The 14376-nt window shown below is 41.5% G+C and carries 15 protein-coding genes and 1 pseudogene; 11 read left to right on the top strand and 5 right to left on the bottom strand.

Features of this window, described 5'->3' with window-relative positions; translation table 11 throughout:
* Nucleotides 1–265: 265 nt before the first annotated feature.
* Entirely contained in the window at nt 266–886 is a 621-nt protein-coding gene (fabR, locus tag OIZ54_RS17750; RefSeq protein WP_004589390.1) for an HTH-type transcriptional repressor FabR, read from the bottom strand.
* Between the two features lie 127 nt (nt 887–1013).
* Between fabR and OIZ54_RS17745 the strand changes: the two genes are divergently transcribed.
* On the top strand, nt 1014–2147 hold the full coding sequence (locus tag OIZ54_RS17745; protein ID WP_054983308.1) for an acyl-CoA desaturase: 1134 nt from the start codon (nt 1014–1016) through the stop codon (nt 2145–2147).
* A 13-nt stretch (nt 2148–2160) separates the two neighbouring features.
* Nucleotides 2161–3591, top strand: coding sequence for a Si-specific NAD(P)(+) transhydrogenase (gene sthA / locus OIZ54_RS17740; RefSeq protein ID WP_264390955.1), 1431 nt, complete (start codon nt 2161–2163; stop codon nt 3589–3591).
* 68 nt (nt 3592–3659) lie between these two features.
* Here the strand turns inward: sthA and hemE are convergent, their stop codons facing one another.
* The gene (gene hemE / locus OIZ54_RS17735) at nt 3660–4724 is read right to left on the bottom strand and encodes a uroporphyrinogen decarboxylase (RefSeq protein ID WP_024033935.1); all 1065 of its coding nucleotides are present in this window, start codon (nt 4722–4724) and stop codon (nt 3660–3662) included.
* 524 nt (nt 4725–5248) lie between these two features.
* Between hemE and OIZ54_RS17730 the strand changes: the two genes are divergently transcribed.
* Nucleotides 5249–5719, top strand: a complete 471-nt coding sequence (locus OIZ54_RS17730; RefSeq protein WP_004589394.1) for an Rsd/AlgQ family anti-sigma factor — start codon at nt 5249–5251, stop codon at nt 5717–5719.
* 58 nt (nt 5720–5777) lie between these two features.
* Here the strand turns inward: OIZ54_RS17730 and fkpA are convergent, their stop codons facing one another.
* Nucleotides 5778–6524 carry an FKBP-type peptidyl-prolyl cis-trans isomerase gene (gene fkpA / locus OIZ54_RS17725; protein ID WP_004589617.1) on the bottom strand — a complete coding sequence of 249 codons (747 nt, stop codon included), beginning with the start codon at nt 6522–6524 and terminating at the stop codon, nt 5778–5780.
* A gap of 204 nt (nt 6525–6728) precedes the next feature.
* Here fkpA and OIZ54_RS17720 point away from each other — a divergent pair, with 204 nt between their 5' ends.
* Together OIZ54_RS17720 and OIZ54_RS17715 are read left to right on the top strand one after the other, a co-directional pair.
* Nucleotides 6729–7727: a WD40 repeat domain-containing protein gene (locus OIZ54_RS17720; protein WP_264390952.1), complete on the top strand. Its 999-nt coding sequence runs from the start codon at nt 6729–6731 to the stop codon at nt 7725–7727.
* Nucleotides 7714–7926, top strand: a complete 213-nt coding sequence (locus tag OIZ54_RS17715) for a SlyX family protein (RefSeq protein ID WP_089348931.1) — start codon at nt 7714–7716, stop codon at nt 7924–7926. The genes OIZ54_RS17720 and OIZ54_RS17715 overlap by 14 nt, the downstream gene beginning before the upstream one ends.
* 23 nt (nt 7927–7949) lie before the next feature.
* On the opposite strand, the gene OIZ54_RS17710 is transcribed toward OIZ54_RS17715, so the two are convergent.
* On the bottom strand, nt 7950–8153 hold the full coding sequence (locus OIZ54_RS17710) for a YheV family putative zinc ribbon protein (RefSeq protein ID WP_004589620.1): 204 nt from the start codon (nt 8151–8153) through the stop codon (nt 7950–7952).
* Nucleotides 8154–8285: 132 nt separating this feature from the next.
* Here OIZ54_RS17710 and OIZ54_RS17705 point away from each other — a divergent pair, with 132 nt between their 5' ends.
* From OIZ54_RS17705 to OIZ54_RS17680, 6 genes are all read left to right on the top strand, one after another.
* The gene (locus OIZ54_RS17705) at nt 8286–10205 is read left to right on the top strand and encodes an ATP-binding cassette domain-containing protein (protein ID WP_264390950.1); all 1920 of its coding nucleotides are present in this window, start codon (nt 8286–8288) and stop codon (nt 10203–10205) included.
* Nucleotides 10192–10614 (top strand): TIGR02444 family protein, encoded by a 423-nt coding sequence (locus OIZ54_RS17700; protein WP_264390949.1) that lies wholly within the window; start codon nt 10192–10194, stop codon nt 10612–10614. Before OIZ54_RS17705 ends, OIZ54_RS17700 begins: the two co-directional genes overlap by 14 nt.
* A gap of 562 nt (nt 10615–11176) precedes the next feature.
* The gene (locus OIZ54_RS17695; RefSeq protein WP_167381755.1) at nt 11177–11323 is read left to right on the top strand and encodes a hypothetical protein; all 147 of its coding nucleotides are present in this window, start codon (nt 11177–11179) and stop codon (nt 11321–11323) included.
* 111 nt (nt 11324–11434) lie between these two features.
* On the top strand, nt 11435–12427 hold the full coding sequence (locus OIZ54_RS17690; RefSeq protein WP_264390948.1) for a hydrolase: 993 nt from the start codon (nt 11435–11437) through the stop codon (nt 12425–12427).
* Nucleotides 12424–12678 (top strand): YheU family protein, encoded by a 255-nt coding sequence (locus OIZ54_RS17685; protein ID WP_004589625.1) that lies wholly within the window; start codon nt 12424–12426, stop codon nt 12676–12678. Before OIZ54_RS17690 ends, OIZ54_RS17685 begins: the two co-directional genes overlap by 4 nt.
* Before the next feature lie 64 nt (nt 12679–12742).
* The gene (locus OIZ54_RS17680) at nt 12743–13939 is read left to right on the top strand and encodes a dipeptidase (protein ID WP_096740415.1); all 1197 of its coding nucleotides are present in this window, start codon (nt 12743–12745) and stop codon (nt 13937–13939) included.
* Nucleotides 13940–14292: 353 nt separating this feature from the next.
* Here the strand turns inward: OIZ54_RS17680 and OIZ54_RS17675 are convergent.
* Nucleotides 14293–14376, bottom strand: a pseudogene (locus OIZ54_RS17675) (elongation factor Tu); the annotation flags it as partial.

Raw genomic sequence — 14376 nt, 5'->3', positions numbered from 1 at the left:
GGTTAAGTTTTAGTGTAATTAAACGAATATTTTGCATCTTGTTTCTTGTGTGTGTGTTCAGTGAGGCCTATTTTTAACATTACAAAGCAGTTGGTGCAAGCATAAATATTCCAAACAAAGGAATGAAAACCCTACATTAAAGAAATTTATATACCCAAAAATAGCACATTCAGGTTTTATAAATCACACAGCTACACTTTTTAGCTTAAATTAATGTGTTGAGTAAACTTGCGTGTTTAGATTAACTTATTGCTAATTTTTTAAGCTAAACCTGATTATTTGTTTCACGTATATAATGACCTGCACCGCGGGTAATATAACGTAGCTGCCAAATAACCCGCTCAATGAGTTCTTCGCGTTGTTGACCTTCTATATCAAGTGCTTCAGCGCCGGCATTAAATACTAGTGTTACCATGGCTTCGGCCTGAATATAAGCGTGAATTGAATCACACTTGGTTTCGCTTTCTAAATAATGCGCAAGTTCTAGAATAAAGTGTTTTACTTCGCGTGCAACAGCGGCCCTAAAAGCTTTTGAGGTGCCAGAACGTTCTCGTAGCAGTAATCTAAATTGGTTGCTTGAGTTATCAATAAACTCCATAAAGGTAACAACCGAGGTATTTATTACGCTGCCGCCACTGGCTATACGTCTGCGGGCTTGGCGCATAAGCTGGCGAAGGGTTAAGCCTGCTTCGTCGACCATGGTTAAACCTAGCTCGTTCATATCTTTAAAGTGGCGATAAAAAGAGGTGGGGGCAATACCGGCTTCGCGGGCAACTTCGCGTAAGCTTAAATTAGAAAAACTATGATCAGCACTAAGCTGATTAAATGCCGCCTCAATTAAAGCTTGTCGTGTTTTTTGTTTCTGTTGTGCTCTAACACCCGACATCCACAGCTCCCTGAGTAATTTTATATGAAGTTTTAATGATAATTAGCCGAATTGTCTAGTCTAATACTTGACGCCAAGAGATTGAAACACTATTTTAGCTTACAGTTGTACGCTGAGAGTAAAAACGATGAATAAACCACCGATTATTTGGACAAACGTCCTATTTTTTAGCCTAACCTTTTTGGCGGCTGTCACACTTGTACCTTGGTACGGCATTAGTTACGGATTTACCAGCGCGCATTGGATTGCATTTGTAGGCTGTATGTTTTACGCAGGCCTATCTATCACTGCCGGATACCACCGATTATGGGCGCATAAAGCCTATAACGTACACCCTGCAATAGAATTTATTTTTGCCCTTGGTGGCGCATTTGCTTTGCAAAACAGTGCGTTGCACTGGAGTAGCGATCACCGTATACACCACGGCCAAGTAGATGACCCAGTAAAAGACCCTTACGCCGCAACTAACGGCTTTTGGTACAGCCATATTGGCTGGATGCTACGTGATTACCAAGGCGACAGTTATAACGATTACAGTAATTGTCGCGATTTACAGCGCAATAAAATTGTTATGTGGCAGCATAAACACTACTTAAAGCTTGTTATAGCCATGAATGTCGGTTTACCGCTTGTGCTTGGTTTATTAGTAGGCGATGTGTGGGGCATGCTACTACTTGCAGGTTTATTACGCTTAGTATTGAGCCAGCATTTTACCTTTTTCATTAATTCATTGGCTCATATTTGGGGATCACGCCCATACACTGAAAAAAACACCGCACGCGATAATGGCTTTTTAGCGTTATTTACTTATGGCGAGGGTTACCATAACTTCCACCATATTTTTGCAAGCGATTACCGTAACGGTATTAAGTGGTTTCATTACGACCCAACAAAATGGATGATCCGCTCTTTAGCAGCACTCGGTTTAGCCAGTAAATTAAAGCGCACCCCGGTTGAGCGCATAGAAAAAGCCAAAGCCGAAACGCTAATGAGTAAAACGCAAACGCGCCTTTCAAAATTGCCTTTAGCGCAAGATAAGCTTACATTATTACAACAAGAGTACGATTTACTGCTGAAAAAGCTGCAAAATTACTGTTCACTACAAAAACAAGTGTTAGAAGCTAAAAAAAATAACATGGCAAAGCAGTGTGAACAATCAGCATTAATGACACAATACCATGAGCTGGAAGCCGCCTGGGAAAATCAAAAACAGGCATGGCTAGCACTTAATGCGAGGTTATTAAAAGCCTCTTTTAATTAATTTAGGAGTGGCTGTGGCCAAACAACCAGAACAAAAAAAAGCACCCGTAGTTTACCAATATGACGCAATAATTATTGGTACGGGCCCTGGCGGTGAAGGCACCGCCATGAACCTATCTAAAAACGATAAAAAAGTAGCGGTTATTGAGCGCCAACAAGCTGTTGGCGGTGGCTGTGTACATTGGGGAACAATTCCTTCAAAAGCATTACGCCACTCGGTTAGCCGCTATATTGAATACAAAGCAAACCCACTTTTTAATGTTGGCGAGCACCCTAGCCGCTTAACGTTTCCTGATATTTTAAGCCATGCAAGTTCTGTTATTTCTAAGCAGTCAAACTTACGTAGCAGCTTTTACGACCGTAACCGCATTTATATGTACCAAGGCGATGCGAGCTTTGTAGATAAACACACGGTCGAAATTAAGCGCCTTGATGGCTCAGCAGAGCGTATTACCGCTAAAACCATTGTAATTGCTACTGGCTCGCGCCCATACCGCCCACCTGAGGTCGACTTTAGCCATTCACGTATTTACGACAGCGATACTATTTTAGGCCTAGAGCACGATCCACAACGTGTACTTATATACGGTGCGGGTGTTATTGGCTGTGAATACGCTTCAATCTTTAAAGGCTTAGGCGCTAAGGTAGATTTAGTAAACACGCGCGACCGCTTATTAGCCTTTATGGATGCAGAAATTTCTGACGCGCTTAGCTACCACTTTTGGAACAGCGGTATTGTTATTCGTCATAACGAAGAGTTTGATCGTATAGAAACGCGCTCAGATTGCGTTGTAATGCATTTAAAATCGGGCAAGCGTGTAAAAGCCGACTGTATTTTATTTGCTAACGGGCGCACAGGTAATACCGATACGCTAAACCTTGAAGCTATTGGTTTAAAAGCCGATGGTCGAGGCCAGCTTAAAGTCAACGAAATGTACCAAACTGAGGTAGACAACGTTTACGCAGTAGGTGATGTAATTGGCTACCCAAGCTTAGCGAGTGCTGCATTTGATCAAGGCCGTATAGCTGCCGATGCTATTGCCTGCGGTAATTGCGAAGATAAGCTAATTATAGATATACCGGCCGGTATTTATACCATTCCTGAAATGAGTTCGGTAGGTAAAACAGAGCAACAGCTAACCGCTGCAAAAGTACCGTATGAAGTTGGTCGTGCTCAGTTTAAGCACTTAGCTCGTGCGCAAATTGCGGGTACAGAAGTTGGTAGTTTAAAAATATTGTTTCACAGTGAAACAAAAGAAGTACTTGGCGTGCATTGCTTTGGTGAGCGTGCCTCAGAAATTGTTCACATTGGCCAAGCCATCATGGAACAAAAAGGGGCAGGCAACACCGTTGACTACTTTGTAAATACCACATTTAACTACCCAACGATGGCAGAAGCCTACCGTGTTGCGGCGTTAAATGGATTAAATAGGTTATTTACATAAGCCTATAACCGCGCAGCAAAAAGCCCGCTAATTAGCGGGCTTTTTAATAGCTATTAATACTACGGTTGTTATTTGTGGTATTGCGCGCTTAGCTCATGTACTGCATTGATAAATACACCGGCGTTTTCTGGGTCTACATCTGGTGTAATACCGTGGCCTAGGTTAAATACGTGGCCGTCACCTGTGCCAAAGTCTTCTAAAATAGTGCCTACTTCTTGGCGGATACGATCAGGCGTACCGTGCAGCATTGACGGGTCCATATTACCTTGCAATGCAACTTTATCGCCTACACGGCGTTTAGCGTCGCCAATATTAATAGTCCAATCAAGACCTACTGCATCACAGCCTGTTGCTGCAATTGCTTCAATCCACTGGCCACCATTTTTGGTAAATAGCGTTACCGGTACTTTACGACCGTCGTATTCGCGAATTAAACCATCAACAATTTTATGCATGTATTGCAGTGAGAATTCGTTGTAATCGCGCGGGCTTAATACGCCGCCCCACGAGTCAAATACCATTAACGATTGCGCACCAGCTTTTACTTGTGCGTTTAAGTAATCAATGACTGAATCAGCTAGTTTATCTAGTAATAAATGTAGTGTTTGCGGCTCTGCAAACGCCATTTTTTTAATTTTACCAAATACTTTACTGCTTCCACCTTCAACCATGTAAGTTGCTAGTGTCCACGGTGAACCCGAAAAGCCAATTAGTGGCACTTCGCCTTTAAGTTCTCGGCGAATAGTACTTACTGCGTTCATTACATAACCAAGCTCGTCAGTTGGGTCTAGCTTAGGAATCTTTTTAACATCAGCAAGTGACGAAATAGGGTTTTCAAATTTAGGGCCTTCACCGGTTTCAAAGTACAAACCTAAACCCATAGCATCGGGAATAGTTAAAATGTCACTAAATAAAATAGCAGCATCTAACGGGTAACGGCGAAGGGGTTGTAGTGTTACTTCACACGCAAGCTCAGCATTACGGCACAGGCTCATAAAATCGCCCGCTTGTGCACGTGTAGCACGGTACTCTGGTAAATAGCGTCCTGCTTGGCGCATCATCCATACCGGTGTTACATCAACGGGTTGTTTTGCAAGTGCACGTAAATAACGGTCGTTTTTTAATTCGCTCATAGCGTAAATAATCCTGAGGCTTATAGAAATTGTTCAAGATTGTACCACCATATTCTCCGGCTCTCTATCGCTAAGCTCGTAAAACATGTGTTACAGCTAACAGAACCTAGTTTGTTGCTTATTTAGTCACATTTGAGTATTAAATAACCAAAAAGAACTAACAATAAAAACTTTTTGTTAATATGTTTGCAACATAACAAAAACCTTGGTATTGTTTGTCCCGCGTTAACAAGAACAACAATAAAAATCTTAAACAACAATAACAAAAATATTTATAATAAAAATAACAAAAATCTTCTATAACAATAAGAAAGCTTGTATTAACAGGCCAAAACAAGAAATTAAGCCACCTTAACCGGTGGTTTTTTCTTGCCTGCAATAAAATAATAATTTACCTACAATAAATACACACATGCACCAGCTCATACCTTTTACTTGTTGATATACACTTAAATAAAATATATCTTGATGTATAAGAAAATTTAAATTTAACCATAAAAGTGACCCAGCTTAGGAGAACAGTAATGCTGACGCGCGTAGAGAAAGCTCAACAAAAATGGGGTGGTAGCCATACTGTCATTGATAAATGGTTAAACGAGCGCCAAGAGTTAATTGTACTTTATTGTAAAATGGCTGGGTTTTCGCCATACGACAAAAAAGATCACGCCTTACCAGAGCCAGAACAAATTCAATCATTTTGCCAAATTTTAATGGATTACTTATCTGCCGGCCATTTTGAAGTGTACGATGACATTGCAAAAGCCTGCGAAAGCAAGGGCCTTGAAAGCCAAGAGCTGGCAAATACAATTTACCCGCGCATTTCTAGCACAACAGATATTGCTTTAGACTTTAACGATAAATACGCAGAAGTAGATAAAGAGGACTTACTAGCAGAGTTTGATAACGATTTGTCGGTACTTGGCGAAACGTTAGAAGCGCGTTTTGAACTAGAAGATGAGCTAATAGATAATTTGTTTTCTAACCACACAGATTAATAAAATAGCCTACAAAAAAGGGACCGTTATGGTCCCTTTTTGCGTTATAAGCTACCGCTTATTGCGCAGGTGCTTCGTCATCTTGTATTTCAAGTAGTTCTACTTCAAAAACAAGCGTTGAGTTAGCTGGAATTTTACCTAGGTCACGATCGCCGTAAGCAAGTTCAGAAGGAATAGTGAACTTGTACTTAGACCCTACTGACATAAGCTGTAAACCTTCAGTCCAACCTGCAATTACACGGTTAAGAGGGAAAGTAGTTGGCTCGTTACGCGCATAAGAGCTATCAAACTCAGTGCCGTCTAATAAAGTACCTTTGTAATGTACTTTAACTACGTCTGTTGCTGCTGGCTTTTCGCCTTCGCCTTCGCTAAGTACTTCGTACTGTAGACCTGACTCAGTTACTGTTACGCCTTCTTTTTTAGCATTTTCTTCTAGGTATTTTTTACCTGCTTCTTTGCTTTTTTCAGACTCAACTTTAGCTTTAGCTTCTTGCTTTGCACGCACTGATGTATCTAGCTCAGTTAGCACTTCACGGATTTTTTCTTCATCGATTTTTGCATTACCAGCAAGCGCGTCTTCAAAACCACGAATTAATAGTGCTTGGTCTAGTTCAATACCAATCTCTGATTTATCAGCTAGGTCTTTATTTAAAAAGTTACCTACTGATGCACCAATACCGTATGCTTGTTGCTGCTCTACAGTGTCTAATTTAACTTCAGCTTGTTCTTGTTTTGCTTCTTGATTACAAGCTGTAAGCGCTAAAACCGACGCTGCAATCAATGACAATCTAATCGTCTTTTTCATTTTAAATCTCCGACACACTTTGCAGTTGTCATTTATTGTATTATTACTAGTTAAAGATTAACGGCCTACATGATAGGCTGCTTGTTTAATAACTAACTAAATTAAAACCTAACCTATTATAGTGATTAGACAAACACCCTAGGCCTTCAACGTGACCTAGTCTAACCTCTCAGTCACTAAGAGTTAAGAGGAAATACCTGTAATATGTCGATATTTCGTACTTTTTTAATCGCTTTTAGCTGTTTATTAGCCCTAGCTTGTAGCGATCAAAAACAGCAAGCTGCACAACGCTTTGAACACGCAGCACAGGGTGCGTTTTCCTCGGCAGTATCTAACGATGGTAAATACAGCCTAGTCTCCTCCATTCACCATGGGGTCGCCCTGTGGGATAATCAACAGCAGGTGCTAAAATATCAATGGCTTCAACAGCAATCACAAGAAAGCCTAGTGTATGCTGTGGCTATTGCATTTGATAATAGCGTGGCCGTTACCGCCGAAAAAACCACCTTTGCCGTGTGGGATATTAGCAGCGGCGAAAACCGCGGCTATTATAAAATTCAACAAGCCACTATTCGCGATATTGCGATAAGTAACCAAGGCCGCAGTGTTTTATACGGCAGAAGCGACGGCGTAGTGGTATTTTTAAACCTAGAAACCGGACGCCGCATTGAGTTTTTAGGCCACCAAGACAAAGTAAACACCGTTGATTTATCGCCTAATGGGCGCTACGCCTTAAGCGGCTCAAACGATTACGTTGCTTATTTTTGGGATACACGTACAGGGCAAGTAATTCATCGCTTTAATCACCCGACTCGTGTTACCCAAGTAACCCTAGACCCACAAGGTCGCTACGCATTTACCGCAGATAGTATGAAGCAAGCACATGTATGGAAGCTGACTACAGGTGATCTTGTGAGTAAACTGGCGTATATTGCGCGTCAGAAAATTTTTACTGCGGTACGCTTTAACGAACAAGGCACATTGCTGGCCACAGGCTCGCCCAATAAGCGCGTTGACTTATGGCAGTTACCCAGCGGAGAAAAAATTCAAACTTGGCAAGTCACACCACGTGAAGGCAGTAAGCCTAAATCGGCTGTGGTGCTAGATGTAACGTTTATAGATAACGGCAAGTCGTTGTTAACCGAGAGCTCAAGCGGAATCGCAGAGCACTTTACAATACGAGAAGCAAATGAACACAATTGAACACCGCTTAATGGAGCTTGAAGCTAAAGTCGCTTTTCAAGACGAAACAATTGATATATTAAATGACGAGCTAAAAGCGCACCAACAGCAGCTTGCAAAAATGAAGCGCCAAACGGAGCTACTAGCAGAAAAGCTTAAAGAATCGCAGCAACCTTCGTTAATGTCGCAGCTACAAGAGCCGCCTCCACCACATTATTAAAACGAGCTCAAAATAAAACCGGGTTAATCGCCCGGTTTAAATACACCAATTACTTGTTCAAATTGGCGAGTAGATGCCTGAACTGCGTTATCGGGCTGTGCCATTTTATGGCCGCACTCTACACACTCTACTTTTTCAACATCATGTTCTCTGTATAGCATCATGGTGTCCATGGCTTTGCACTCAGGGCACGATGCACCAGCAATAAATCGCTTCTTTTGTCTCACAACATTTTTCCTGTGGTTTGAACTGCACATATTTTATCGTATAACTTCCTAGGTTGATACGCTTGATAAGAGCAATACGTTCTATGGTATGATAGCGCCAACTTAACAAGGGCATAGCAAAGTAACGTATTCATGATCCAAATCTCAGAAATAGAACTACTTCGTGGCGGAAAAGCCTTATTAAAAAATGCCTCGGCTACTTTATTTCCACAACACAAAGTAGGCCTTGTAGGCGCTAATGGCTGTGGTAAATCTACGTTATTTAGTTTATTAAAGTCTGAGCTACAGTTGGATGCCGGTGATTGCAGCATTCCTAAAGATTGGTCTATTGCCTCTGTAAAACAAGAAACTCCCGCCCTTGAAATAAGCGCTATTGATTACGTACTGCAAGGTCACCCTGAGTATTACGCACTACGTATTGCCCTGCGTGAAGCTGAGCAAACCAACGATGGCGACACACAGGCCAAAGTACATATTCAGCTTGAAAATATTAAAGGCTACAGCATAGAGTCAAAAGCGGGCGAGTTGCTGCACGGATTAGGCTTTGCTAATCACCAAATAGAAAACCCAGTAAGCGCCTTTTCGGGTGGTTGGCGTATGCGCTTAAACCTAGCCCAAGCACTTATTCGCGATGCTGATTTACTGCTACTCGATGAACCAACAAACCACCTAGATTTAGACGCAGTGTATTGGCTTGAGCGTTTTTTACGCGCCTATACAGGTACATTAGTGCTTATATCGCATGACCGTGAGTTTTTAGATGCGGTGGTTGATCAAATTTGGCATGTAGATAAACAGCTTATTAATGTTTATAAAGGTAACTACTCGCAGTTTGAGCGCCAAAAAGCAGAGCGCTTGTTACAACAACAAGCAATGTTTGAAAAACAACAAGAGCAAATTGCCCATCTTGAGCAGTTTATAACTCGCTTTAAAGCCAAAGCCAGTAAGGCCAAACAGGCACAAAGCCGTGTAAAAGCGCTCGAACGTATGGAAAAACTGGCACCTGCGCATGCCGACTCACCGTTTGACTTTGAATTTGCCGAGCCAACAGCCCTGCCTAACCCGCTAATGACCCTAGATAAAGCAAAAGCAGGTTATGGCGATGTTACTATTTTAAATAATATCGCGCTAAACCTAGTTCCTGGCAGTCGTATTGCGTTACTCGGTCGTAACGGCGCGGGTAAATCAACGCTTATAAAGCTATTAGCGGGCGAGCTTGAGCCGCAAGCAGGTAAAGTGGTTCAGCACCATGGCTTAAATATTGGTTACTTTGCGCAGCACCAACTTGAATCGCTTGATTTAAAAGCCAGTGCAGTGACTCATATTCAGCGCTTAAACCCACAAGCCACAGAGCAATCACTCCGTGACTTTTTAGGTGGCTTTGCCTTTATCGGCGATAAAGCACTTGAGCCTGTAGCGCCTTTTTCGGGTGGTGAAAAAGCCCGCTTAGTGCTTGCTATGCTGGTATATCAAAAGCCTAACTTACTACTGCTTGATGAGCCGACTAACCACCTTGATTTAGAGATGCGCCACGCGCTAGTAATGGCACTGCAAGGCTTTGAAGGCGCTATGGTTACCGTATCGCACGACCGCCACATGCTTAAAAACACCGCTGATGAATTTTATTTAGTAGATGATGGTAAAGTGACTCAGTTTGGTTACGATTTAGATGCGTATTACCAATGGTTACTCAATGCCAATAAAGAAGCCGCTAAAAGCCAGCAACCTGACGAGCCAAAAGTAAACCCGGGCGTTAACCGTAAAGAGCAAAAGCGCCTAGAAGCCGAATTTAGAAAAGCGATTCAACCGCTTAAAAAGCAAATTGAAAAGCTTGAAAAACAACTCGACAAATACTCTGCAGAGCTTAGCGAAGTAGAAGTCGCGCTTGGCGATAACGAACTCTACAACGACGACAATAAAGCCCAGTTAAAAGAGTTAATTGCTAAGCAAGCAACGCTCACACCTAAACTTAACGACATTGAAGAAGCGCTACTTATGGCGCTTGAAGAAATGGAAGAAAAAGAACAGGCCTTTGCTGATGAACTTGCTTAATAGCGATAACTTTTGGCAATTTGCCTGCGCTTTTTACGCAAAGCCAGGGCAACAACAAACCTTGCTGGCACTGCAAAACCAGCAAGGTAAAAACGTTAATCTGTGCTTATTTTTGCTGTACTTAGATTCACTTAAACTAAGTATTAATGCCGAGCAGCTCAGTACGTTAATAGCGTCTATTAAAGAGTTTGATACGCAAGTACTTAAGCCACTGCGCGCCACACGCAAGTTTTTAAAAGCTAATCAAGAAAGTATCAGCAACTATGTAAAAATACGCCAAGAGCTATTAAGCGCCGAGTTAAAGCTTGAAAAGCAACAACAGCAAATACTGATTGATACAGCGAATAGACTTAGCTTTTTAGAAGCTGTAAAGCCAAACAATATTGAGCTGTATGTGAAAGCGACTTAGGCTGTCAGTTTTTACACCCTCCTCTAAATGTTCATTCTTTTCTCTTTGTGCAAAAAAACCTTTAAGTAATTTATTCACAAAGAGGTTAAGAGGCGCTGCGCTTTTAGAGGAATATAAAAGCCAAGCTAATATCACTAGAAATATAAGCCTAGCCTCTGTTGGCTCGTGGCTATCTTTCTCATTTACTTCTCATTCTTTTCTCTTTGTGCAAAAAATCTTTAAGCCAATTAATCACAAAGAGGATTAGAGACGCTGCGCTTTTAGAGGAAAATAAAAGCCAAGTTATTATCGCTAGATAATATAAGCCTAGCCGCTACTGGCTTGTGGCTATATTTTCTCATTTACTTCTCATTTTTTTCTCTTTGTGCAAAAAATCTTTAAGCCGATTGATTCTTCAAAGCCTATAGGCGCTGCAGTAGAAACTGAATAGCTCCTAAAACATGATCTACATCAACTTTACTTGGTTACTTTTTCCACGCAGGGAAATAGTTTGATCTCGATCACATTATGCTTTGCAAAGTCACTTTATGATGTCTCCATCAACTGAACGAGGAGATTAATCATGAACGTATTCTTTAGAGACTTTTTTAGCGACCCAGTTTTATTTATGTCTTTTGGGATTTTAGGCATCGTGATTTCTCTTTGCCTATTTTACGCTTTTTACTTTATTAAAAAAATTAGCGAGGCTGAAGTTCCCGAGCATCATTAAGCACGACGCACAAAGCGCCTACTCAGGTTACTGATTAGGCGCTTTTTATTTTATAAAGCGAAAAATTTGGTACACTAACGTTTCGTTTTTTTCATAGTGCGTAGTACAAACATGATCAATAAGTTTAAACCAGCATGGTGGATGACCAATCGTCACGTTCAAACCATAATGCCGCGTTTTTTCCGTCCATTTCACAATACGTCCTACGAACTTGAGCAACTTGATACGCCCGACGGCGATTTTATTGAACTTGCATGGTCGCTGCCTCATAACGAAAACGCTCCCCTTGCTGTGGTTTTACATGGCCTTGAAGGCAACATAAATAGCTTTTATGCCAAAGGCATGATGAAAGCCTTAAAAAAGCAAGGCTATGCCGTAGTACTTATGCACTTTAGAAACTGCTCAAGTGAAGTTAACCGCTTACCGCGCGCTTATCATAGTGGCGATACCGCCGACTTAGCTTTTTTTATAAATCATTTAAGGGAGCAATTTCCCAGCCGCCCTATTATGGCTGTTGGTTTTTCGTTAGGGGGCAATGTACTGGCTAAATACCTAGGCGAAGAGCGAGAAAACTGCCCATTAAGTGCTGCAGCCGTGGTTTCGGCTCCTTATGATTTATCATCATCAAGCGATGTTATTCGTAAAAGCTTAGGCAAAATTTACCAAAAGTACTTGCTCGATAGAATGAAAAAATCAATGCAGCGTAAATTGCCACAAATTAAGCAGCAAATACCTATTACCTCTGAGCAGTTAATGAAAATTGACGATTTGCTAGAGTTTGATAATCAACTAACCGCTCCACTGCATGGCTTTGAAAACGCACACGATTACTATCGTCAAGCCAGCGCAATGCCCTACTTAAAACATATTGCGATTCCTACGTTAATAATTCATGCCAAAGACGACCCAATGTTGTCGATTAAAGCCGTGCCAAGTAGGCAAGATGTGAGTGAGCATGTTACCCTGAGCGTCTCTGAAAAAGGCGGCCACGTAGGGTTTATTAGCGGTAATAATCCGTTTAGGCCGATATTTTGGCTTGAACAAGCCGTCCCTCATTATTTTGGCCAGCACGTCCCCACTAAAGCGAGCAGTAAGCAGTTATGATTATCCCTTTTGAACAACTTGATAAAGACACCCTCTACAACCTAATTGAAAGCTACGTGCTTCGTGAAGGCACCGATTATGGTGAGCAAGAAGTGAGTATTCAAAGTAAAGTAGCGCAGGTTAATCAGCAGCTTAGAAATGGTGAAGCGATGGTGTTTTTTTCTGAGCTACATGAGTCAGTCACTATTATTTCAAAAAATGAATTTAAAGCACTGCAAAGCGAAGAGCATGAAGCACAGTCGTTTGATTAGCGCCTAACACTTGTAACTTTTGAGCTGAACGTACACAATGGCTTTTTACCCAAAGAGCCAAAACATGATAAAACTCAGCACTCTAGTGGTAGCCATATCACTAGCTTTAACACCACAAGCCTTTGCAGAGCAAGTAAAAAGCCCATCAGACAAAGCAGTAAAACTAGCAAAAGACACTATTTTAATCGACACCCATATTGATGTACCTTATCGCATCCACGAAAAATGGGTTGATGTAACTAAAGCCACCGAAGGCGGCGACTTTGACTACCCTCGCGCAGTACAAGGGGGGTTAAACGCCCCTTTTATGTCGATTTATATTCCTGCTCACTTAGAATTTGAAGGCAAAGGTAAAAGCTACCAGCTAGCCAATCAAATGATTGATAGCATGGAAGCCATTGCACAGCGCGCCCCTGAAAAATTTGCTATTGCTAGCTCAACTGCAGATATAGAAGCGCAATTTGAGCAAGGTAAACTGTCAATTGCGATGGGCATGGAAAATGGCTCGCCAATTGAAGGAAAAATGGAAAACCTTCAGCACTTTTTTGACCGCGGTGTACGCTACATCACACTTGCGCACTCGCAAAGCAACCATATTTCTGACTCATCATACGATATTCGCCGTAAATGGAAAGGTTTAAGCCCATTTGGTAAAAAGCTAATTACTGAAATGAACAACGTCGGTATGCTAATTGACGTATCACATATATCAGATGATGCGTTTTATCAGGTAATGGAGCTATCTAAAACGCCGGTTATTGCTTCACACTCTTCACTTCGCAAATACACGCCAGGCTTTGAGCGTAATATGGATGATGACATGTTATTAGCGCTTAAAAAGAATGGTGGGGTTATTCAAATTAACTTTGGTTCAAGCTTTGTAACCTCTAAAGCCGGTGCGTGGTACAAAGACCTTAAAAGCACTAAAGAGACCGTTAAAAAAGAAGGGACTAAGCCAAGTAAAGACTTTGATGCAGCGTACCGCGCTAAAAACCCATTCCCGTTTGCAAGCCTTGAGCAAGTACTTGATCATATTGATCACGTTGTAGAGCTTATTGGCATTGATTACGTGGGCATTGGCTCTGACTACGATGGTGTAGGCGATTCGTTGCCAATTGGCTTAAAGGATGTATCTAGCTACCCTAACCTAGTGCAAGGCTTAATGGACAGAGGTTACAGCGATTCAGACATTAAAAAGATTTTAAGCGAAAATACGCTAAGGGTTTGGAAGCAAGCCGAAGCATATGCGAAAAAGCACTAGCGTGTAAGCTGTAAGCTGTAAGCTGTAAGCTGTAAGCTGTCAAAAAGTTTAATTAATAGCACGGCTTAAAGTCGTGCTTTTTTATGTGTTAAGTATAATTTAACACCAAGCGACTAATAGCTGATAGCTGAAAACTAAACACTTTTCTTCAGGCATTAAAAAAACCGAGGCTAAACTCGGGTTTTTATAGAATTAATTAACTTAAACGTTAACTATTACTCATTGAACGTTGCTACGATGCACCTACGCCTAAAGGTAATAGCGCCACCTTCACATGACGTAAATTTCAGGCATTAAAAAACCCGAGGCTAAGCTCGGGCTTTTTTAGTATTAATTAACTTAAATGTTAACTATTACTCAACGATAGTTGCTACAACACCAGCACCTACAGTACGGCCACCTTCACGGATAGCGAAACGAAGACCTTCGTCCATCGC

It is taken from the genome of Pseudoalteromonas sp. A3, assembly GCF_025942345.1.
Lineage (GTDB): Bacteria > Pseudomonadota > Gammaproteobacteria > Enterobacterales > Alteromonadaceae > Pseudoalteromonas > Pseudoalteromonas atlantica.
Note: the sequence above shows the minus strand (reverse complement) of the source record. Positions and strands in the feature narration are given on the sequence as shown.

Coding starts and splice junctions, on each gene's coding strand:
- fabR (WP_004589390.1), bottom strand. CDS start 886: ATGTCGGGTGTTAGAGCACAACAGAAACAAAAAACACGACAAGCTTTA.
- OIZ54_RS17745 (WP_054983308.1), top strand. CDS start 1,014: ATGAATAAACCACCGATTATTTGGACAAACGTCCTATTTTTTAGCCTA.
- hemE (WP_024033935.1), bottom strand. CDS start 4,724: ATGAGCGAATTAAAAAACGACCGTTATTTACGTGCACTTGCAAAACAA.
- OIZ54_RS17730 (WP_004589394.1), top strand. CDS start 5,249: ATGCTGACGCGCGTAGAGAAAGCTCAACAAAAATGGGGTGGTAGCCAT.
- fkpA (WP_004589617.1), bottom strand. CDS start 6,524: ATGAAAAAGACGATTAGATTGTCATTGATTGCAGCGTCGGTTTTAGCG.
- OIZ54_RS17720 (WP_264390952.1), top strand. CDS start 6,729: ATGTCGATATTTCGTACTTTTTTAATCGCTTTTAGCTGTTTATTAGCC.
- OIZ54_RS17715 (WP_089348931.1), top strand. CDS start 7,714: ATGAACACAATTGAACACCGCTTAATGGAGCTTGAAGCTAAAGTCGCT.
- OIZ54_RS17705 (WP_264390950.1), top strand. CDS start 8,286: ATGATCCAAATCTCAGAAATAGAACTACTTCGTGGCGGAAAAGCCTTA.
- OIZ54_RS17700 (WP_264390949.1), top strand. CDS start 10,192: ATGAACTTGCTTAATAGCGATAACTTTTGGCAATTTGCCTGCGCTTTT.
- OIZ54_RS17695 (WP_167381755.1), top strand. CDS start 11,177: ATGAACGTATTCTTTAGAGACTTTTTTAGCGACCCAGTTTTATTTATG.
- OIZ54_RS17690 (WP_264390948.1), top strand. CDS start 11,435: ATGATCAATAAGTTTAAACCAGCATGGTGGATGACCAATCGTCACGTT.
- OIZ54_RS17685 (WP_004589625.1), top strand. CDS start 12,424: ATGATTATCCCTTTTGAACAACTTGATAAAGACACCCTCTACAACCTA.
- OIZ54_RS17680 (WP_096740415.1), top strand. CDS start 12,743: ATGATAAAACTCAGCACTCTAGTGGTAGCCATATCACTAGCTTTAACA.